The 21,091-nt window shown below is 62.9% G+C and carries 18 protein-coding genes; 12 read left to right on the plus strand and 6 right to left on the minus strand.

The genetic code is table 11. The features are described from left to right. Positions 1-190 precede the first annotated feature (190 nt). The 3 genes from I5P96_RS03765 (at position 191) to uvrC (ending at position 2,636) form a co-directional block, all read left to right on the plus strand. Positions 191-454: an HPr family phosphocarrier protein gene (locus tag I5P96_RS03765; protein ID WP_005920365.1), complete on the plus strand. Its 264-nt coding sequence runs from the start codon at positions 191-193 to the stop codon at positions 452-454. 80 nt (positions 455-534) lie between these two features. Continuing rightward, positions 535-792, plus strand: coding sequence for a hypothetical protein (locus I5P96_RS03770; RefSeq protein WP_223383225.1), 258 nt, complete (start codon positions 535-537; stop codon positions 790-792). Further along, positions 789-2,636: an excinuclease ABC subunit UvrC gene (uvrC, locus tag I5P96_RS03775; RefSeq protein WP_223383226.1), complete on the plus strand. Its 1,848-nt coding sequence runs from the start codon at positions 789-791 to the stop codon at positions 2,634-2,636. The genes I5P96_RS03770 and uvrC overlap by 4 nt, the downstream gene beginning before the upstream one ends. A gap of 52 nt (positions 2,637-2,688) precedes the next feature. On the opposite strand, the gene I5P96_RS03780 is transcribed toward uvrC, so the two are convergent. From I5P96_RS03780 to I5P96_RS03790, 3 genes are read right to left on the minus strand one after another with little or no spacing between them, the layout of a single operon-like run. Further along, positions 2,689-3,537 (minus strand): transporter substrate-binding domain-containing protein, encoded by an 849-nt coding sequence (locus tag I5P96_RS03780; RefSeq protein WP_223383228.1) that lies wholly within the window; start codon positions 3,535-3,537, stop codon positions 2,689-2,691. A 43-nt stretch (positions 3,538-3,580) separates the two neighbouring features. Continuing rightward, on the minus strand, positions 3,581-4,396 hold the full coding sequence (locus I5P96_RS03785) for an amino acid ABC transporter ATP-binding protein (protein ID WP_118553570.1): 816 nt from the start codon (positions 4,394-4,396) through the stop codon (positions 3,581-3,583). A gap of 16 nt (positions 4,397-4,412) precedes the next feature. After that, positions 4,413-5,096 carry an amino acid ABC transporter permease gene (locus I5P96_RS03790; protein WP_223383230.1) on the minus strand — a complete coding sequence of 228 codons (684 nt, stop codon included), beginning with the start codon at positions 5,094-5,096 and terminating at the stop codon, positions 4,413-4,415. 315 nt (positions 5,097-5,411) lie between these two features. Here I5P96_RS03790 and I5P96_RS03795 point away from each other — a divergent pair, with 315 nt between their 5' ends. The 4 genes from I5P96_RS03795 to I5P96_RS03810 all read left to right on the plus strand — a co-directional run bounded on the left by I5P96_RS03795 (position 5,412) and on the right by I5P96_RS03810 (position 11,779). Then, on the plus strand, positions 5,412-6,443 hold the full coding sequence (locus I5P96_RS03795) for an NAD(P)H-dependent glycerol-3-phosphate dehydrogenase (RefSeq protein WP_223383231.1): 1,032 nt from the start codon (positions 5,412-5,414) through the stop codon (positions 6,441-6,443). A 212-nt stretch (positions 6,444-6,655) separates the two neighbouring features. Next, positions 6,656-7,453, plus strand: coding sequence for a zinc dependent phospholipase C family protein (locus I5P96_RS03800; RefSeq protein ID WP_223383232.1), 798 nt, complete (start codon positions 6,656-6,658; stop codon positions 7,451-7,453). Between the two features lie 8 nt (positions 7,454-7,461). Continuing rightward, complete coding sequence (locus I5P96_RS03805; protein WP_223383234.1) at positions 7,462-8,718, plus strand: MFS transporter; 1,257 nt, start codon at positions 7,462-7,464, stop codon at positions 8,716-8,718. A gap of 304 nt (positions 8,719-9,022) precedes the next feature. Beyond that, positions 9,023-11,779 carry an insulinase family protein gene (locus I5P96_RS03810; RefSeq protein ID WP_118553565.1) on the plus strand — a complete coding sequence of 919 codons (2,757 nt, stop codon included), beginning with the start codon at positions 9,023-9,025 and terminating at the stop codon, positions 11,777-11,779. Positions 11,780-11,863: 84 nt separating this feature from the next. Here the strand turns inward: I5P96_RS03810 and I5P96_RS03815 are convergent, their stop codons facing one another. Genes I5P96_RS03815 through I5P96_RS03825 form a run of 3 tightly spaced genes read right to left on the minus strand, consistent with a single transcriptional unit; the run spans position 11,864 to position 15,234 of the window. Beyond that, positions 11,864-12,799 carry a glycosyltransferase family 2 protein gene (locus I5P96_RS03815; RefSeq protein ID WP_223383236.1) on the minus strand — a complete coding sequence of 312 codons (936 nt, stop codon included), beginning with the start codon at positions 12,797-12,799 and terminating at the stop codon, positions 11,864-11,866. After that, positions 12,789-13,691 carry a carbohydrate deacetylase gene (locus I5P96_RS03820; protein WP_223383238.1) on the minus strand — a complete coding sequence of 301 codons (903 nt, stop codon included), beginning with the start codon at positions 13,689-13,691 and terminating at the stop codon, positions 12,789-12,791. Before I5P96_RS03820 ends, I5P96_RS03815 begins: the two co-directional genes overlap by 11 nt. Further along, entirely contained in the window at positions 13,678-15,234 is a 1,557-nt protein-coding gene (locus tag I5P96_RS03825; RefSeq protein ID WP_223383245.1) for a glucosyltransferase domain-containing protein, read from the minus strand. The genes I5P96_RS03820 and I5P96_RS03825 overlap by 14 nt, the downstream gene beginning before the upstream one ends. A gap of 279 nt (positions 15,235-15,513) precedes the next feature. On the opposite strand from I5P96_RS03825, the gene I5P96_RS03830 reads away from it, so the two are divergent. From I5P96_RS03830 to I5P96_RS03850, 5 genes are all read left to right on the plus strand, one after another. Then, positions 15,514-15,810, plus strand: a complete 297-nt coding sequence (locus tag I5P96_RS03830; protein ID WP_223383247.1) for a BREX-1 system adenine-specific DNA-methyltransferase PglX — start codon at positions 15,514-15,516, stop codon at positions 15,808-15,810. Then, positions 15,807-17,252: a terminase large subunit domain-containing protein gene (locus I5P96_RS03835; RefSeq protein ID WP_223383249.1), complete on the plus strand. Its 1,446-nt coding sequence runs from the start codon at positions 15,807-15,809 to the stop codon at positions 17,250-17,252. The genes I5P96_RS03830 and I5P96_RS03835 overlap by 4 nt, the downstream gene beginning before the upstream one ends. Before the next feature lie 10 nt (positions 17,253-17,262). After that, entirely contained in the window at positions 17,263-19,017 is a 1,755-nt protein-coding gene (locus I5P96_RS03840; RefSeq protein WP_411703515.1) for a hypothetical protein, read from the plus strand. Continuing rightward, complete coding sequence (locus I5P96_RS03845) at positions 19,014-19,967, plus strand: ribosomal-processing cysteine protease Prp (protein ID WP_223383251.1); 954 nt, start codon at positions 19,014-19,016, stop codon at positions 19,965-19,967. Before I5P96_RS03840 ends, I5P96_RS03845 begins: the two co-directional genes overlap by 4 nt. Before the next feature lie 75 nt (positions 19,968-20,042). Further along, on the plus strand, positions 20,043-21,062 hold the full coding sequence (locus I5P96_RS03850; RefSeq protein WP_223383252.1) for a N4-gp56 family major capsid protein: 1,020 nt from the start codon (positions 20,043-20,045) through the stop codon (positions 21,060-21,062). Positions 21,063-21,091 lie beyond the last annotated feature (29 nt).

The raw sequence follows: 21,091 nt of genomic DNA on the forward strand, positions 1-21,091 counted from the left end.
GCCAATGACAGGGGAATAATTTTGGTATCTTTGTATAAATGGCGAAAAAAGCCCCCAGTATCATTGGGAAAACCGCCAAAAATGTGTCGAGGGGCTGTACAACGGTTTCGCCTTGCGCTAAAATAGGTACAACGCAACAGGCACAAAACATGATTGCATCCCGAAAACGATAAGATAGGAGCGTTTTACTATGTACGTCAAAGAAGTTACCGTTGAAAATCAGGTTGGTCTGCATGCTCGTCCGGCTACCTTCTTTATCCAGAAGGCTAACGAGTTCAAGTCTTCCATCTGGGTCGAGAAAGAGGAGCGCCGCGTGAACGCGAAGAGCCTGCTGGGCGTTCTGTCTCTGGGCATCGTGGGCGGTACCACCATCCGCATCATCGCGGACGGCGCGGATGAGCAGGCTGCAGTCGATGGCCTGATCAAGCTGGTCGAGTCCGGCTTTGCAGAGTAATTCGAGCCTTTGATCTTTTGAAGCGGTGGGAGTATTTCCTGCCGCTTTTTTGGTAGGATGAGAAGAAGGAGGCATGTGCCGTGAAAGGATCGACAACGAAGCTGCTGAAGAAAGTGAACGACATCTGCGAGGAGGGCACCATCTGGAAGGTGTTCTTCGGCCTGTTTGCGGCGCTGCTGGCGGCAGACCTGCTGCTGCCCGCCCTCACCGAGGAAAAGCCGAAGCTGTGGTGCTCCATCCTGGCCGGTGCGGGCATGGGCAGCGCCTGTTATAACATCCGGAAAGCCAGACGCATCCGGGAAGAAAAACAGAACCACGAGCACGACGAAGAAGAATGACGAAAGCAGAACTCTACCAGAAAGCCTGTATGCTGCCGCTGCTGCCCGGTGTGTATATCATCCGGGATAAGACCGACACCATCATCTATATCGGCAAGGCCAAGCGGCTGCGCATCCGGGTGAGCCAGTATTTTCGGGAGGGGGTCCCCCACGACAACAAGGTCAGCCAGATGATAGCCCACGCCTATGCGTTCGACGTCATCGTCTGCCAGAGCGAGTTCGAGGCGCTGGTGCTGGAAGCCAGCCAGATCAAGGCCCACACCCCCAAATATAACATCCTGCTGAAGGACGACAAGGGCTACAGCTATATCAAGGTGACGAAAGAGCCGTGGCCGCGTCTGTCCTTCACGCTGCAAAAGGAGGACGACGGCGCAGAGTATCTCGGCCCGTACACCTCCAGCTTTGCGGCCCGGCAGATGGCGGAAACGGCGATGGATGCCTTTCTGCTGCCCCGGTGCAATAAGCGCTTCCCGCAGGACTGCGGCAAAGGGCGCCCCTGCCTGAACGCCCACATCGGCAAGTGCATGGCGGTGTGCAGCGGCAGGATCAGCTGCGAAAACTACAATCAGGCCGTCAAGAGCGCGGTGCACCTCATCCGCTACGGCAAAAAGGACATCCTGAAAACGCTGAACGAGCGGATGCAGGAAGCGTCTGACCGGCTGGAATTTGAGACGGCGGCTCTGCTGCGGGATCAGATCAACGCCATCACCAAGGTGACGGCGGGCCAGAAGGTGGTCGTGGACCCGGATGTGGAGATGGACGTGGTGGCGCTGGCCGGGACCCCCAGCAGCGTCTGCGCGGCGGTCCTGCGCTTCCGCGAGGGGCGGCTGACGGACAAGCGGGAATTTCTCTTCCACGATACCGCCGACATCGCGGCGGTGCGGGAGGAGTTCCTGCCCCGCTATTATCTGGACGATGAGCAGATCCCCAAGGTCATCGCGGTGGACGAGCTGCCGCCGGACAGCGATGCACTGCAGCAGGCCCTGAACGAAAAGCGGGGGAGCGAGGTGCAGCTGTATGTCCCCCAGCGGGGCGACAAGGCGCACCTGGTCGAGATGGCCCACACCAACGCCGTGGAGCGTCTGGCGCGGGAGAGCGGCCGCTATGCCCGCGAGGAAAAGCTGCTGGATGAGATGGCACAGGTGCTGGGTCTGCCAAAGCCGCCCCGCACCATCGAGAGCTACGATATCTCCAACTGGGGCGACGGTTCCAGCGTCTGCGGCATGGTGGTCTTCCGGGACGGCAAGCCCTACAAGACGGGCTACCGGAAGTTCAAGATGCAGACGGTGCTGGGCACCGACGACTACGCTTCGCTGGCCGAGACGGTCTCGCGCCGGGCGGCGGCCTACGAACGGGTTCATGAGCTGGCCGCCCATGGGCAGGCCAGCGAGGATTACTTCGGCGAGAAGCCGGACCTGCTGCTGATGGACGGCGGCAAGGGCCAAGTCAGCGCGGCCAAGGCGGCGCTGGCGGGCACCAAGCTGGCGGATGTGCCGCTGTTCGGCATGGTCAAGGACGACCACCACCGCACCCGCGCCATCGTGGACAGCGAAGGCCGGGAAATCGCCATCAACATGAACCGGGGAACATTCACCTTCATCACGGCCATCCAGGACGAGACCCACCGCTTTGCCAATGCCTACCGCAAGCAGCAGATGAAGAAAAAGAGCTATTCTTCCACCCTGACCGAGGTGCCCGGCGTTGGGCCGAAGACGGCCAGAGCGCTGATGGCGCAGTTCAAGAGCGTGGGGGCAGTCCGGGAAGCAACACCGGAACAGCTGGAGAACACGCCCGGCGTGGGGAAGCAGATGGCAAAGAGCATTTACGAGTATTTTCATACCTGACGCAAAAGAGGACGGCCCGCAGAGCGGGCCGTCCTCTTTTGATGATGTGATGTTAATTTTCCGAGGAGATGTCCTGACCGAAGTATTTTTCGCTCAGCTCCTTGAGGGTGCCGTCGGCGCGGAGCTCGTCGATGGCGTTGTTGATGGCTTCCAGCAGGGTGGCGCTGGCATCGCCCTTGCGCAGGGGGATGGCCACGTGAGAGGACTCCTCGGTCTGGGCGACGATCTTGAAGTCGGCGTCCGGATGGACGTTCAGATAGTCGTAGAAGGAGACGTCGGCGTTCAGGGTCGCGTCGATGCGGCCGGCGGTCAGCAGCTGGATGGTCTCTTCCAGCGTGTCGATGCCCTGCACAGTAGCGCCGTAGCTCTCGGCCAGCTCCATATAGGTGGAGGCCAGGCTGTTGGCGGTGGTCTTGCCCTTCAGGTCTTCGAAGGTCTGGATGGTATCATTGTCCTTCTTGACGGCAAGGGCGGTGTGGATGTAGCCGTAGGGGGTGGTGAAGTCGTAGGTCAGAGCGCGCTCGTCGGTGACTTCGACGCCGTTGCAGACCATGTCATAGCGGCCTGCATCCAGACCGGCGAACAGGCTGTCCCAGTCGCTCTCGACATATTCCGGTTCCACGCCCAGCTTCTCGGCGATGGCGCGGGAGACTTCGACATCGTAGCCGACGAGGGTGTCGCTCTCGTCGTGGTAGCTCCAGGGCTGCCAGGCACCTTCCAGTGCCACGATGAGCTTGCCGCTGGCCTGGATGGCGGCAAGCTGGTCAGCAGCCTCAGCGGATTCGCTCTTGGAACTCGAATTGCTGTTCGAACTGGGCGCGTTGGAAGAGCAGCCGGACAGGGTGAGCACACCGGCAGCAGCCAGAACGCTCATCAGGGAGATAAAGGTTCTTCTTTTCATGGTATCATATCCTTTCGAAAATAGGAGAATCAAATGGAATAAATTATGCGTGCTGCGAGATCTTCTGCAAAAATTCGCGGGTGCGCTCCTCCTTCGGGTTCGCAAAGAACTCCTGCGAGGGGGCCTGCTCCACGACGACGCCGTTTTCCATGAAGACGGTCTTGGAAGAAACGTTCCGCGCAAAGCCCATCTCGTGGGTGACGACCAGCATGGTCATCCCCTCCTCGGCCAGCTGGCGCATGACCGAGAGCACTTCGCCCGTCAGCTCCGGGTCCAGGGCCGAAGTGGGCTCATCGAAATAGATGATCTCCGGGTCGGTGGCAAGGGCGCGGGCGATGGCCACCCGCTGCTGCTGGCCGCCGGAAAGCTGGCGGGGATAGGCGTCTGCCCGGTCGGCCAGACCGACCTTTGTCAGCATCTTCCGGCCGATGGCGTCCGCTTCTGCCTTGGGCATTTTACGGGCCACGACTAGCCCTTCGGTGACATTTTGCAGGGCGGTCTTGTTCCGGAACAGGTTGTAGTTCTGGAAGACGAAGGCCGTCTTTTTGCGCAGGCGGGCGATGTCGGCGCCGGAGATCCTGCTGAGGTCGAAGGTCTCGCCGTCAAAGGTCAGGCTGCCGCTGTCGGTGGGCTCCAGAAAGTTCAGGCAGCGCAGAAGGGTCGTCTTGCCGGAACCGCTGGGGCCGAGGATGGCGACGACGTCGCCTTTTTCCACGGTCAGGTCCACGCCCCGGAGCACGTCCAGTGTGCGGATCACCCGGCGGGCATGGCCGCGCGGGAACGGCCCGATGTGAAAATGTGGTTTTTCGTCATAGGTGCGAAAGGATTTGTGGATGTTCTTGATCTCTAACATGGCCATGATGCGTTCCCCTTTCTCACTGGAAGCCGTGGGCGTTCAGCTGACGCTCCAACAGGCTCTGCAGCTTGGTGACGACCGTGCAGAACAGCAGATAGACCACGGCGACCTCGCAGTAGATGGGCAGAAAAATGTAGGTGCGGGCGGCAACGCGCTGGCCGGCCATGAACAGTTCGGCGACCGTGATGTTCGATGCCAGCGAGGTGTCCTTGATCATGCCGATGAGCGAGTTGGACAGGGCAGGCACCGCCGTGCGCAGCGCCTGCGGCAGCACGATGCGGCGCATGATCTGCCACCAGGTCATGCCCACGCAGTAACCGGCTTCCAGCTGGCCCTGGGGCACACTTTCCAGTGCGCCGCGCATGGTCTCGGCGCAGTAGGCCCCCTCGTTGATGGCAAAGGCGATGACGGCTGCCGGGAAAGCGTCCAGCATGATGCCGACGCTGGGCAGGCCGTAGAAGATGATGAACAGCTGCACCAGCAGCGGTGTGCCGCGGATGACCCAGATGTAGAACCGGGCCAGCTGGCGCAGCACCGGCACATTGGCGTACTGCACCAGCGCCACCACCACGGCCAGCACCATGGCAAGGCTGAAGGAGATGAGGGTCAGCGGGATGGTCATGGTGAGGCCCGCCGACAGGATGCGGGGCAGCGCTTCCCACAAAACGTTGGCTGTGCGGTTGGAAAGAATGGCTTCGAGCATTTGAAAAAACTTCCTTATCTGAAAAAAAGAACCTGCGGAGGTTTGATGAGAGACCTGAAAAGGAGCGTTCGGGCAGGGAATATCCTATAATTCCTACCAGAATACTATAACATGTTTTTCCAATCGGCGCAATTCGTTTGGGCAAATCCCCTGTTATTCCTAAAATCGCGGGGAAACACGCGCTAACTTTGTGCAGTCTGGCAAGGAGTTGACGTTGCAGGCGGTTTCGTGTACAATGAGACCAGACGAGCCGCCCACTGCGGCGCACAACAGGCCCGCGACGAAAGCCGCGCGGCAGATTCGGAGGATTTGAACGTGACGAAACAGAAAATCGGTATCCTGGGTGCGGGCACCTGGGGCATGGCTCTGGCACGGATGCTGTGCGTGAGCGGGAACGATGTGCTGGTCTGGTCTGCCATCGAAAAGGAGATCGACGCCCTGTCGAGCACCCGCGTGCACCCCAATCTGCCCGGAATGAAGATCCCGAAGGAGCTGCGCTTTACCAAGAGCGTGGAGGAAGTGTGCCGGGACAAGGACATCCTGCTGTTTGCGGTGCCGTCGGTCTTCGTGCGCTCCACGGCTGCCAAGGCCCGGCCCTATGTGGCCGAGGGGCAGATCATCGTGGATGTGGCCAAGGGCATCGAGCCGGACACCCTGTACACCATGACGGAGGTTCTGGCCGATGAGCTGGGCCGGGAGGGCGGCCCGAAGAAGGTGCACCTGGTGGCGCTGTCTGGCCCCACCCACGCCGAAGAAGTGGCCATCGACCTGCCCACCACCATCGTCTCGGCCAGCCCGGACGTGGAGGCGGCACAGTTCGTGCAGGAGGTGTTCTCCAACAGCGTCATGCGCGTCTACACCAACGAGGACATCAAGGGCGTGGAGCTCAGCGGTGCCATGAAGAACGTCATCGCGCTGGGCGTGGGCATCTCCACCGGCCTGGGCTACGGGGACAATGCCCGCGCTGCCCTCATCACCCGCGGCATCGCGGAGATCGCCCGGCTGGGCGTGGCCATGGGCTGCAACGTCCACACGTTCGCGGGTCTGGCGGGCATCGGCGACCTCATCGTCACCGCGACCAGTATGCACAGCCGCAACAACCGTGCCGGCATCCTCATCGGCAAGGGCGAGACGCCGGAACAGGCCGTCAAGGAAGTCGGCATGGTGGTCGAGGGTATGAACGCCCTGCCCGCCGCGCTGGAACTGGCGGAGCGGTATCAGGTGGAAATGCCCATCGTGCAGACTGTGAACGCCATCGTCAACGAGGGCATGGGCGCGGCAGAAGCCGTCCGCACCCTGATGGACCGCGACCCCAAGAACGAGCTGCCCAAGGGGTACGAGAAGTAAACCCACAACGCAAACAAAGACTGCTGCATTCCTCATTCCGGCATCGCAGAGGCGGTGCCCGGAGCGTGGAAAGGTGCGGCAGTCTTTTTGTTTTGCCGAAAAATTCAAAAAATATCTCAAATATTTTACCAAAATAACACCCGAAAGGGTAGTAAGACGAAACGGTTTCTGGTATACTGACCTTGTATGAAAGTTTATGAGGGGGAGTTTTTATGCCTTCGACCTATGCACACCGCTGCTTTGGCGCGGATGTTCTGACCCAGCTGCCGGAAGCGCTCCAGAAGAAGATCGAGCCGTACCGTGCGCTGTACGATATGGGCCTTCACGGGCCGGACCTGCTGTTCTACTATAAGGCGCTGCAGTCCAACCCGGTGAACCGGCTGGGCAATGCCATGCACGAGCAGCCGGGCACCGTCTTTTTTGAGCGGGCGCGCGGCGTGATCCGGAACGCCAAAAACCGGGATGCCGCGCTGGTGTATGCGCTGGGGTACATCTGCCATTTTGCGCTGGACAGCACCTGCCACCCTTATGTGGAGCAGTACGTCCGCACCAGCGGCGTGAGCCACTGCGAGATCGAGACGGAATTCGACAACCAGCTGCTCCGCCGGGAGGGCCGCGACCCGCTGCACGACCTGACGGCCAGCCACATCCAGCCCAGCCGCATCTGGGCGAATGTGGTGGCACCCTTCTATGAGGGCGTCACGGTGGATGAGGTCTATCGGGCCATGACCGGCATGGTCTTCGTACACAAGATGCTGCTGGCTTCGAACCCGGTCAAGCGCTGGGTGGTGCTGACGGCCATCCGGGCAGCGGGCAAATGGGAGTTCATGCATGGGCTGGTGGCGAACCCGCAGCCGAACCCGCAGTGCACCGAGAGCGGAAAGCAGCTGGATGCGCTGTACCAGAGCGCCATCCCGCTGGCGGTGCGGCTCATCAACGAGTACGTGGCCGGGCTGGACACCGATGCGCCGCTGGATGCGGCTTATCAGCACACCTTTGGAGAGAATTGAGAGGGACTATGGAACAAAACAAAAAATTCAGCCTGACCGGGCTGGAACGCGCATGGATCTTATACGATGTCGGCAACTCGGCCTTTGTGCTGCTGGTGGCGACGCTCATCCCCATCTTTTTCAACGCTCTGGCGGAAGAAGGCGGCCTGAGCTCCGTGGAATATCTGGCATACTGGGGCTATGCGGCCTCGGCTGTGACCATCATCACGGCGGTGCTGAGCCCCATCCTCGGCACACTGGCCGATACGCGGGGCTTCAAAAAGCCCATCTTCATCCTCTGCCTGGTGGTGGGCGTGGCCGGCTGCTGCGCCATGGGCTTGGCCAAGACCTGGCTGCCCTTCCTGCTCATCTTCGTCTTTGCGAAGGTGGGCTTCTCCGGCAGTCTGGTGTTCTATGATTCGATGCTGAGCGATGTCACCACCCCGGACCGGATGGACGTAGTCTCCTCCCGCGGGTATGCGTGGGGCTACATCGGCAGCTGTGTGCCCTTTGTGGTCTGCCTGGCGCTGGTGCTGGGGTCCGGGGCCATCGGCCTGAGCCAGATGACGGCGCTGAACATCGCGCTCTTCATCACGGCGGCGTGGTGGCTGGCAATGACCCTGCCCCTGCTGAAAACCTACCGGCAGCTGCATTATGTGGAGGTGGAGAAACACGCCATCCGGCAGAGCTTTGCCCGCATCGGCCACACGCTCCGCCACTTGCACGAGGACAAGCAGGTGTTCTGGTTCCTGCTGGCGTTCTTCTGCTACATCGACGGCGTCTACACCATCATCGACATGGCCACGGCCTACGGCACTGCGCTGGGGCTGGACACCACCGGCCTGCTGCTGGCGCTGCTGGTGACCCAGATCGTGGCGTTCCCGTCGGCGCTCATCTTCGGGCGGCTGTCGGCGAAGTATCCGTCTACCACCCTCATCCCGGTCTGCATCGCGGCCTATGCGGGCATCGCGCTGTTTGCGTTCTTCCTGACCCGGCAGTGGCAGTTCTGGGTGCTGGCCTTCGTCGTGGGGATGTTCCAGGGCGGTGTGCAGGCGCTCAGCCGCTCCCACTTTGCCAAGATCATCCCGCCGGAGAAGTCGGGCGAGTATTTCGGCCTGTTCGACATCTGCGGCAAGGGGGCATCCTTCCTGGGCACCATGATCGTCAGCGTGGGCAGCCAGCTGACCGGCAGCGCCAATGTGGGCGTCGGCTCGCTGATCGTGCTGTTTGTTGTGGGCTTTGTGCTGTTCCGGGTGTCTTGCAAAGAGGGAGTTATTACGGAGTAATGTACTCTTTTGCGCACGGTCTTTATGAATGCGCATGACTCCTATCAAAATCGGCCCTGCCGGAAAAATCGGAAAAGCGTTTGCGCCGACTGGCGCACCGCCCGATTTTTCTGGTTGGGCCTTCTTCTTTGGGGTCACTAGGGGCGAGTAGCCCCTAGTTCGTGCCTCCCGCGCCTCGAAAGTAGCGGGTGCTTTTCTGGTTCTCTTTTGGCACGCAAAAGAGAACATTCCCGTATTGTTTGTTGCGTCTTACAGGGAGGCGTGATACAATAAACAAAAATCTATTTGAAAAAGGAGAATCCCAATGAAGCAATATCCCGGTTATACCGTCGTGCGCTGCGAGGACTGCCCCGAACAGCACGGTACCCTGACCGTGCTGACCCACGATGTCAGCGGTGCGACCATCCTGCTGGTGGAGAACGAAGATGTGAACAAGGCGTTCGGCATTGGCTTCGGCACCTTCCCATCGGATGACACGGGTGTGTTCCACATTCTGGAGCACTCGGTGCTGGCGGGCAGCGAAAAGTACCCGGTGACCTCGCCGTTTTTGCAGCTGCTCAAGAGCAGCATGGCGTCCTTCCTGAACGCGATGACCTTCCCGGATAAGACGGTCTACCCCTTCGCCACCCCCAACGAGACCGACTTCCGGAACCTGATGGACGTCTACCTGAACGCGGTGTTCTGCCCGCTGGCCATGGTGGACCGGGCTGTGTTCGAGCAGGAAGGCTGGCACCGCGATGCCGACGGCACCGTGAGCGGCGTCGTCTACAACGAGATGCAGGGCGCGCTGGCCTCCCCGGATGCACAATTGCAGGATGCGCTGGAGCGGGCAATGTTCCCGGATACGGCCTACGGCTTTGTGTCCGGCGGCGACCCGGCCTCCATCCCGGCGCTGACCTATGAGAAGTACCAGCGGGTGTACCGCCGCCATTACAGCGCCGACAACTGCTGTGTGACCCTGTACGGCAGGATGGATATGGCCGAAAAACTGGCCTTCCTGGATGAACACTACCTGAGCAGGATGCCCAAGGGCACCAGCCAGCCCAGACTGACGCTGCAGGACGAGCAGCCGGGCGTCTGCGTGAACATCCCGTACTATACCGAAAAGCCGGAGGCCGACCAGGTGCAGTGTGCGCTGGCCTGGTACACCGGCGCATTTGCCGACCGGGAACGCCAGCTGGGCGTGGAGATCCTGCTGGATGCGCTGCTGGGGTCGAACCAGTCGCCGCTGAAGGCTGCGCTGCTGGAACAGCAGCTGGGGGCCGACATCGACATCGGCTTTGATGACAGCACGTTGCAGCCCACGCTGGAACTGGTGCTGCGCGGTGCCACCGAGGAGACCGCAGGCCGGTTTGCGGCCGGGGTCCGGAGCGCCGTGGACGACATCCTGGCCGAGGGCATCCCGGAAGACCTGCTGCTGGCCAGCCTGAACGCGGCAGAGTTCGCCTCGCTGGAGCGGCCGGGCAGCCTGCCCGACGGTGTGCTGGACGCCATCCATGCAGCGACCGGCTGGCTCCACGCCGGGGACCCGACCCTGCTGCTCCACACGGACCAGCTCTTCGCCGCCCTGCGGGAGAAGATGGCCTCCGGCTGGTTCAACGACTTGCTGCGGGAGCTGTTCGCGGCTGCGCCGGTGCAGGTCATTCAGGTGCCGACCCTGCCCAAGGCGGAAGAACCCGATGCAGCCCCGGCCCGTACCGACGGCAAGCTGGCACTGGACCATCCGCTGACGGTGGCAGACCTGGGCGAGGGCAGCCCCAGCGCCGAGGGCGCTGTGGGCAGCGTGGCCGGTGCGGAGCTGCTGCACCATCCCTCCAAAGGCAGTTTGTATCTGAACATTTACTATGACCTCGGCGGGCTGACCACCGAAGAAGTGCAGTATCTCGACCTGCTGACCGATGTGCTGGACGAGCTGGACACTCCGCGCCACACGGCCCGCGAGCTGAACACCCTGCGCAGCACCTGGCTGGGCGACAGCCAGGCCTGCATCAGCTTCTGGACCGGGCGGCAGGCGGGGAACCCCTGCCACGCAAAGCTCACCCTGAACATGAGCCTGCTGGAGCGCAGTCTGGAAAAGGCTGTGGAACTCGGCGGCGAGTGGCTGTATGAGACCCGGCTGACCGGCGCAAAGGCCGAAGCGGCCTTCGCCCGTGTGCTGAGCCAGCAGAAGCTGAACATGGAGCAGCAGTTCCTCCAGATGGGCAACCAGTACGCCGCCGTGCGCGCCGGGAGCCACTATTCGGTGGAGTATGCGCTGAGCGAGGCATGCAGCGGCGTGACAGGGTATCACTTCCTGTGCGCGCTGCTGGAACAGGCCGACTGGGCCGACCTGGGCCGGAAGCTGGAAGCCGTGCGGGAAAAGGTGCTGCACCACGCAGCCCTGACAATCAGCCTGCACGGCAGCGAGGATGCCCGGAAGCAGCTGGAAGCCCTGCTGCCCGGCAGTGCCTTTGCCGAGGGAATGCGTTCGCCCGCCCGGCCCTACACCCAGGCGCTGACGGCTCCGGTGAACGAAGCCTTCATCATCGACGGCGGGGTGAACTACGACATCCTGACCTGGCCGCAGGAGCGGAAGCCGGAGCGCCGGGTGCTGGCCCGCGTGATGAGCTACGAGTATCTGTGGCACCACATCCGCGAGGTGGGCGGCGCGTACGGCACCGGCATGGTGACCCGCGCCGAGACGGAGTATCTGTATACCTACCGTGACCCGCATCTGGCCGAGAGCTACGAGACCTTTGCAAAGGGCCCGGCGGAACTGGCCGCCCGCGCGTACACCGAAAAGGACCTGACGGATTCCATCGTGGGCACCGTCTCCGAGATGGACAAGCCCATGAAACCCAGCGCAGAGGCGCGGGACCTTGACCGCCGGTACTTCTGCGGCATCACCGACGCGATGCTGGCCGCAGACCGCAAGGCCCTGTGCAGCGTAGACGCTGCCGCGCTGAAGGCCATGGCCGCAGAGCTGGGCACCGCGATGCAGCACGGCACCCGCGTGGCCTTTGGCAGCAAGGAGGCTGTGGAAGGCGCAAAAGGCCTGTTCGACCGCATCGAGACGCTGTAACACAAGATAAAAGAAGAGATCCCCCGGCGGCTGGAACGCTCTGAACGGAGAGCGGCCCGGCTGACCGGGGGATCTTTTGCTTTTTTACGGAGCGTCGTCCAGCGTTTCGGCGATGACATAGCGGGGGCGGCGCTTGACTTCGTCGTAGATCTTGGCGAGGTAGTAGCCGATGATGCCGAGGCTGAACATGAGCAGTGTGCCGGTGAAGAGCTGCAGCAGGATGACCGTGGTGAAGCCTTCGAGCGCTTCGCCTGCAAGATAGCGGAATAACGCCTCACCGCCCACCAGAAGGGTGGCAATCAACATCAGAAAGCCCATCAGGATGACGAGGTAGAGCGGGGCCGACGTGAAGGACGCCAGGCTGGAAATGGCGTAGCGGATGAGGCTGAAGGCAGACCAGCTGCTCTGCCCGGCAGTGCGGGGCTGGACGTCGAACTCCACCCGCGCCGTGCGGAAGCCCACCCACGCCGAGAGGGCGCGGTAGAAGGTGTCCCGCTCCGGCAGATTCAGCAGGACGAGCACGGCCTTGCGGTCCAGCAGCTTGAAGTCGGAGCTGCTGCGCAGGTCGGTCTTGGCCGCCTTGCTGATGAGCCTATAGAACCAGCGGGCGGCGGTGCGGTGGGCGGCGCTTTCGGTGCCGCGCTCGCGCTTGACGCCCTCTACGACTTCGATGCCCTGAGCCCAGAGCCGGTACATTTCGGGGATCGTTTCTACGGGGTGCTGCAAGTCACAGTCCAGCGTGACGCAGCAGTCGCCGCGGGCGGCCTGCAGCCCGGCGTACAGGGCTGCTTCCTTGCCGAAAGCGCGGGAGAAGCGGATGCCGCGCACCTGCGGGTACGCCTGCGCCGTCTGGCGGATGACGTCCCAGCTGTTGTCGGTGGAGCCATCGTTGACGAAGAGCACCTCGTAGCGGATGTGGGCGGCGGTGAGGACCTCGGCCAGCCGCCGGGCCATTTTGGGGATGTTCTCCGCTTCGTTGTGGGCGGGGAGGATGACGGAGAGAAGCGGTTCAGCGGCCAAGGTGTTCGACCTCCTTTCGGCTGAGGGTGTGCAGGGCATGGGCCTCGACCGCCCGGCCCTCGGACAGGTAGAAGGGGTGAAAATCAGTCTTCTGCGGGTCAAAGAATGGCCCGCCCGGCTCCACGCCGCCGGGGTGGAAGAGCAGCTCGACCGGCTGGCCGCGTTTCTGCGCCAGACGGAGGTACTGCGGCAGCACGGCCCGGACGCGGTCGGCGTCCATGTGGCCGGAGAAGAGGATGCCGCAGAACAGGGCCGTGGGGATGCCGCTGCGGCGGAATGCGGGGCGGTCCAGCAGCCAGCAGCCGTTCAGCACGGCCTGCTTGACGGCATTGACGGCGGAATAGCTGCCCCAGAGCCGGGGACAGCCGACAAAGGGCGACAGCGGCTCGGCCGGGATGCGCAGATGCTCGACCGGGAGATGGTGGTCGGCAAGGATATGCAGCAGCGTCCGGAAGACCAGCGGGATCATGTGGGTGTGCTGGTGGCTGTCGATGCGCAGGGGCGTCCCGGCGGGGAAAAGGGCGGCATAGGCGAGGAGTTGACGCTCCAGTTCCCGGTAGAGCTGGGCGGCAAAGGCCCTGCGCCGGGGCGTCAGCGAGAGGCGCAGCAGCCCGGTGAAGGAGTTGCAGAAGCTGCCGTCCGGCCGGACGAGCAGCGGGATCTCCGCAGCGGGGGAAAGGGCTTTGCCCTCCACCAGGTTGAGGTGGACGGCCAGCTTCAGCCCGGAAGGGCGCAGCGCGGCGACGGCTTCTTCCAGCGAACCGTTGGGCACGATGCTGACGCTGTTCAGGCAGCCGTGGGTCTGGCAGTCCCGGATGAGGGCGTCGCCGTGGGCGGTCATGCCGTAGTCATCGGCGTGAAAATAGAGGATGGGAAGTTCAGTCATCTGCATCGATCCCCTCTCCCGCCCGGATGACGATGGTATCGCCCAGGACTGCGACCGAACCGGTCTGCGGCCAAAGGGGCATCTGACGGACTTCGTCCAGTGTAAGGAGCTGCTGCTTTTCTGCACGGGTGGCAAAGGCGTAGTCGGTGGAGCAGTAGTCGTTCAATGCAGCTGTGAGGACGCTCTGGCCCATAGACTGCTTGTCAGCGCGGAGAATGAGGCCGGCCGTGTAGCCGGTCATTTCCGGGGAGAGGTCGGCGGAGTAAGCCCTGGAATCGGGCAGGTGGCCGATGACGGCGATTTGGGTGCAGGCGTCCGCGCCGTCCAGCTGCTCGATGCGGTCTGCAATGCGCAGAAGGGTGCCGTAGGAGCGTTCATAGCTCATCTGGGACAGGTGATAGCAGACATTGGCCAGCACGATGCAGTAAAAGACGATGGCCCCGCCCACGAGGAGGATGGCCCAGCTCCGGAGCGCGGAAGCGCGCGGGGAAAGACCGTCCAGCCGCTCGTAGAACAGCACGAAGCACAGATAAAAGGCGGCGTAGCCCATGGTCATCAGGTTGTGGTAATCGACCCAGGGGTTGAGGAAATAGAGGGCCGCGGCCCCCAGCGGCAGTGCGGCCAGATAGACGAGCAGGAGCCAAAAGCGGGCCGGGTCGTGCCAAAGGGCCTGCTGTACGAGGGTGGTCAGCAGGAAAACGGCCAGCAGGGCAAAGACCAGAACGTTGAGCACAAACCAGACCGTGAGGCCGTTGTGCAGGTCAAAGAAGAAGCGGAAGAAGCGGGTGATGCAGCCATGCAGAGCCGACCAGAGATGGAGCGAACCGACGGTGTCGAAGCCCTGATAGTCGGACAGGGCGGTGCCGGAAAAAGCCAGAACCAGCTGCAGGGCCACAGCATAGACCGCTCCGGCCAGCACACCGCCTGCCAGAAACCGCCCCGCACTGCGGAGGGACGCGGCAGCGCTGCGGCGGTGAAAGAGCAGATCGTCCAGCAGCCAGACCAGAAGCAGGGTGATGGTGACGGTCAGATAAGCCTGATAGATGCCCACGGAGAACCACAGGCAGGCTGCCCCCGCGAAGAAGGAACGCCGACCCGGCCGGGTGAGCAGAAGCACACTGAGGCAGGCGGCCAGCATGGCCAGACAGTAGCCGTCGGCGACGTATTCATAGGCAAAGGTGGAGGTGACGGTGGGGAAGACCGCGATCAAAGCCCCGGTCAGCACCAGCGCCACCGGATTTTTCAGGTGCAGCAGCGCCGCCACGCAGACCGCCGAACCAGCCAGGAACAACAAGCCCAGCAGCAGGTTCAGCCATGGCAGGTCGTAATAGGAGCTGAGCCCGCAGGCCAGCGAGAGAAAATAGCGGCCATATTGCAGCATCTGCTGGGCATCGTACCGGAAGACGAGGGAATCCCAGTTGGGGAGCCAGTTGGCCATTTTATAAAAGTGCGCGAGCAGGCCGAACCCGAAGGCGGAGAAAAACACGAGCCGCCATTCGGGCCGGAACCTGCGGGCAAGCTGCGCAGGCAGCTGATCGGGGTGTACCATAAAAAACCTCCGAAGGTCGGAATGGAACGAATTTTAGATATAGTATAAACCATTTGAAAATTATACGCCAGCCCATTTTTATGCTTTTCCTTAAAAAATTGAGGGCAGATCCCCCTGCTTGCGGAAAAAGAACGCTGACAGGGGGATTTTTACACGGCGAGATTGTACAGAATGGAAAACAAATTTGAAAAATTACAGATTGGGCCTGCGAAAGGTTGCACTGTTGCGAAAAGATGATTGGTGGTATTATGTTGTCAAACCAAAACGAAAGGATGTGAAATGAACCGAATGGCGCAGAAGATACGACCTTCGGCGGGCAAGGGGCTGGACAACCTGCACCGCGCCACGGACACGCTGAGCACGATGCTGGCGCAGGAGGTGAAGGAGCTGAACACCCGTCAGAAAGCGGCCCGCCGCGACGGTGCAGAGGCGGCCGGGACCATGAAGGGCCTGAAGGAAGCCACTGCGGTGCTCAAAGATCTGGCCGCTGTGGCCAAGGCGCTGAACGAACAGGGCGCAGATGCAGAGGGCCGGGAGTGCGGCGTGGTGCTGCTGCCGCCGGTGGAGGATGTATGAAGACAGGAACGAATGTGCCAGTCGTCTGGCGGCCCCAGCCCCGGCAGAGGGAGTTCATGCGCAGACCGGAGCCGGAGGCTCTCTACGGCGGCGCGGCAGGCGGCGGCAAGAGCGATGCGCTCATCATCGAGGCGCTGCGGCAGGTGCAGATCCCGCACTACCGGGGGCTCATCCTGCGCAAGACCTTTCCCCAGCTGAGCGACCTTGTGGACAAGAGTCTGGTCTACTACCGCCGGGCCTTCCCGGAGGCGCAGTACAACGCCACGAGCCATGTGTGGGTCTTCCCCAGCGGGGCAAAGATCTACTTCGGCTCGATGCAGTACACCAAGGACCGCACGAATTATCAGGGCAAGGCCTTTGATTTCATCGGCTTCGACGAGCTGACCCACTTCGAGTGGGAGGAGTACAGCTACATGATGAGCCGCAACCGCCCCACCGGGCCCGGTACGCGGGTGTACCTGCGGGCCACCACCAACCCCGGCGGCGTCGGCCACGGCTGGGTCAAGGCACGGTTCATCACCCCGGCCCCGCCCGGCACTCCCATCGTGGAAGCGTTCCCGGTGCGGATGCCGGACGGGACGGAAAAGGTGCTGCAGCGGGCGCGGGTGTTCATCCCATCCAGCGTCTTTGACAACCCGGCCCTGCTGGAAAACGACCCGGATTACCTTGCAAGTCTGGCCTCTCTGCCCGAAGCGGAAAAGCAGGCCCTGCTCTATGGCAGCTGGGACAGTTTCTCCGGTCAGGTGTTCACCGAGTGGCGGAACGACCCCGCCCACTATCAGGACCAGCGCTGGACCCATGTGATCGCACCGTTCCCCATCCCGAAGCACTGGAAGATCTACCGCGGGTTCGACTTCGGGTTTTCGAAGCCGTTCTCGGTGGGGTGGTACGCGGCGGATGAGGAAGGGCGGCTCTACCGCATCAAAGAGCTGTACGGCTGCACAGGCCGCCCGAACGAGGGGCTGCGGATCGACCCGGTGGAGCAGGCCCGGCGCATCCGGGAGGTGGAGCAGAACGACCCGCAGCTGCGCGGCCGGGTCATTCAGGGCATTGCAGACCCGGCCATCTTCGACGAGAGCCGGGGCGAGAGCATCGCCGCCATGATGGAGCGGGGGCCGAACTTCCTGCACTGGATGCCCGGCGACCACACCCGACTGGCCGGTAAGATGCAGTTCCACTACCGGCTGGCGTTTGACGGAGAGGGGCGGCCCATGTTTCAGGTATTCGATACTTGCAGGCACTTCCTGCGCACCATCCCGAATCTGGTATACGACGAGAGCAACGTGGAGGACATCGACACCCGGCAGGAAGACCACATTTACGACGAATGCCGGTATGTTCTGATGGAACACCCCATCTCGCCGCCCCGGCGCACGGCCCGCCCGCCGGTGGGGGACGACCCGCTGGAACTGCACCGGCAGGCAAGGTTTTATCGGATCTAGAAAGGAGTAGATTTTGGATATCGTGGAAGAAAAACTGCCCATCGGGCCGGAGGAGGTCGCAGAGGCGGCGGCTGTTCTGCAAAAGTACAAGGCAGGCAAGGCAGCGCTCGACAAACGGCTGGTGGACAACGAACTGTGGTTCCGGATGGGGCACTGGAAAAATTACCAGAACCCGATGATGGAGGGCAAGCCCCAGCCGTCCAGCGGGTGGCTGTTCAACTCCATCGCCAACAAACACGCCGACGCGATGGACAACTACCCGGCCCCGAATGTGCTGCCTCGCGCGGCAGACGACGAACAGACTGCGCGGGTGCTTTCCAGCATCCTGCCGGTGGTGCTGGAACAGGCCGATTATGAGCAGGTGTACAGCGACACCTGGTGGCGCAAGCTCAAGCAGGGCACCGGCGTCAAGGGCGTCTTCTGGGACCCGGAAGCGCACGGCGGCCTGGGCGAGATCGCCATCCGGCCCATGAATCTGCTCATGCTCTACTGGGAGCCGGGCGTGGAGGATATCCAGACATCGCCGAACTTTTTCTCGCTGCGGATGGAGAACACCAGACAGCTGGAGACCCGCTGGCCCCAGCTCAAGGGCCACAGCGCCAGTGTGCTGGATGTGCCCCGGTTCCTCCACGACGGCGGGCTGGACACCACCGAAAAGAGCGTCGTGGTGGACTGGTACTACAAAAAGCCGGACGCCGAGGGCCGGGTGCTGCTGCACTACTGCAAGTTCTGCAATGGGGTGGTGCTCTACGCCAGCGAGAACGACCCGGCGCTGGCCGGGCGCGGATTCTATGACCACGGCAAGTATCCGTTCGTGTTCGACCCGCTGTTCATGGAGGAGGACAGCCCGGCGGGCTTCGGATACATTGATGTGATGAAGGAGTGCCAGACCGCCATCGACCGGATGAACCATGCGATGGACGAGAACGTCCTGCTCGCCTCGAAGCAGCGGTATGTGCTGAGCGACACGGCCGGTGTGAACGAAGAAGAACTGGCAGACCTCTCGCGGGATATCGTCCATGTAGTGGGGCGGCTGGGCGACGACAGCTTCCGCCCCTTGCAGACGGCGGGCCTGCAGGGCAACAGCCTGAGCTACCGCAACAGCCGCATCGAGGAGCTGAAGGAGATCTCCGGCAACCGCGATATGACCCAGGGCGGCACCGCTGGCGGGGTGACGGCGGCTTCGGCCATTGCCGCCTTACAGGAAGCAGGCTCGAAGCTGAGCCGGGATATGCTCAAGAGCGCATACCGCGCTTTTGCCAGGGAGTGTTACCTCATCCTGGACCTGATGCGGCAGTTCTACGACGAAGAGCGGGTCTTCCGCATCGTGGGGGCCGCAGGCCAGAACGAGTTCGTGCCCTTTTCCGGGGCCGCGCTCCGCCCGCAGCCGGCCGGCACCGTGGGCGGGGTGGAGCTGGGCAGCCGCGAACCGGTCTTCGACATCGTGGTGAGCGCCGAGAAGAAATCGACCTTCAGCCGTCTGAGCCAGAACGAGACCGCCAAGGAGTGCTATCAGCTGGGCTTCTTTGCCCCGGCCAACGCCGATGCAGCTCTGGCAGCGCTGGAGATGATGGATTTTGAGGGCATCGAGAAAGTCCGCCAGCGGGTGCGGCAGAACGGTACGCTGGCCATGCAGCTGGCCGTTTTGCAGAGCCGGTTGACGGCGCAGGAACAGCCGGGGAAGGCCGCTGTGACCGGCCCCGCAGACAATTTGAGCACAAAGGCCGCGGCAGATGCCATGGGCCTTGGAAAGGAGAACCGATGATCCGTGTGATCTACAGTGAACTGGACGGCCCGGAGGGCCTGACCCTGCGGCTGGAAGCGTCCGGCCACGCGGGCTATGCCCCCGCCGGGCAGGACATCGTCTGCGCCGGTGCCAGCACCCTGATGCAGGCTCTGGTGAGCCTTCTGGCAGGGGAAAAGACCGCCCGCAGCGATGCCTGGGATAAGCCGGAAGGCCCCCGGCTGGCTGTGACCGCCGCCGCCCCGCAGGAGCCGTGGGTAGAGGGGGCTTTTGAGCTGGCCAAGGCCGGGTTTGCCCTGCTGGCCGAGCGCTACCCGGACAACCTCCGCTTTGCAGACCTGAGCCGCCGGGGCGAAGCGGCCATGATGGACCTGCAACTGTTCGCAGAGGGCGGCGAGACCGGCGGCGCAGGGAGCGCCCCGGCCCTGAGCGAGGCACAGGCCCGGCAGGCCGTCGCCTCCGGCACCCTGAAGCCGGGCCGGGAGGAGGCAGCGCCGCCGGAGACCCCGAAGGAGGAAATCCCGAAGACAAACCCCGACCCGGAAGCACCCTGTCCAACCCCGGAACCGCCCCGCCCGCCGCTGCCGGAGCATCTGCCGGGCCGACAGGCCGTGGCCGCCCTGCACAGCCGCTGGGCAGCCGAAGAGGCAGCGCTGCGGCAGGTGGTGCCGGAGTTCTCGCTGAAAACGGAGCTGCAGCACCCGGAGATGCGCCGTCTGATGCAGCTGCCGGGGATGCGGATGGCGGACGCCTACCGTCTGGCCCACTACGAGGACGCGCTGCGCCAGACCGCCCATGCCGTGGAGCAGGGCGTCGTGGAGCGCATCCGGCAGCGGGCGTCCCGCCCGGCAGAGAACGGCACCCGCCCCGGCAGCGCCGCCGTGACCGGGGCGGATGTTTCCCGCATGACCCGCGCCCAGCGGGAAGCGCTGGAACGCAAGGCCCTCCATGGGGAAGTCATCACGTTCTGAACGCAGCTCCTCTGGCAGGGGAGCGCGAATCGAAGAAGTCCGTATGTTACACCGCAAGAAAGAAAGGAAAACCGTATGAACGACACTGCAATGAAGTTCGACCTCCAGCTGTTCGCCGACCCTTCCGCCGCGCTGAACAATACCTCCGGCACCATGACCGCCGAGATGAAGACCTTCTATGAGAAGCGCCTCATCGACCAGGCCGAGCCGCGCCTCGTCCACGACCAGTTTGCGGATTACTACCCGGTGCCCCAGAACGGCGGCAAGACCATCGAGTTCCGCAAGTACGACAGCCTGCCCAAGGCCACCACCCCGCTGACCGAGGGTGTGACCCCCAACGGCCAGACCCTGAACGTGACCACCATCACCAGTGACCTGCACCAGTACGGCGGCTGGACCCCGCTGACCGATGTGCTGCAGATGACCGCCATCGACAACAACGTCGTGCAGGCCACCCGTGTGCTGGCCAGCCAGGCGGGCCGCACCATGGACAGCATCACCCGCGATGTGCTGGCGGGCGGCACCAACGTTCTCTATGCGCCCAAGCAGAGTGCCGACGGCACTGAGACGGCCGTGACCAGCCGCGCCGGTCTGGACAAGACCTGCACCCTGACCCCGAAGCTGTTCTTCCAGGCGGCGGCCCAGCTGGGCGCGATGAACGCCGACCCCATCGGCGACAGCTACATCGCCATCATCCACCCCTATGCCGCCTACGACCTGAAGACCAGCCGGGAGTTCATCGAGGTGCATAAGTATGCCGACCCGGAGGCCATGTTCCGCGGCGAGATCGGCAAGCTGGGCAACATCCGCTTCATCGAGACCAGCGAGGCCAAGATCTGGAAGGACGCCACCTGCCCGGCCGGTCTGGCCGTGTTCGGCACGCTGGTGCTGGGTGCCCACGCCTATGGCGTCACTGAGCTGGAAGGCGGCGGTCTGGAGCACATCGTCAAGCAGCTTGGCTATGGCGACGACCCGCTGAACCAGCGCGCTTCCGTGGGCTGGAAGGGGATGCGCGCCGCCGAGCGTCTGGTGGAGCAGTACATGATCCGCATCGAGAGCGTGTCCAGCTACTCGGCCAATGCGGCGGCGAACTGACCCTCTTCTTTGGCGGGCTGGTTCTGGCC

This window comes from Faecalibacterium prausnitzii, from assembly GCF_019967995.1.
Taxonomy (GTDB): Bacteria; Bacillota; Clostridia; order Oscillospirales; family Ruminococcaceae; genus Faecalibacterium; species Faecalibacterium prausnitzii_E.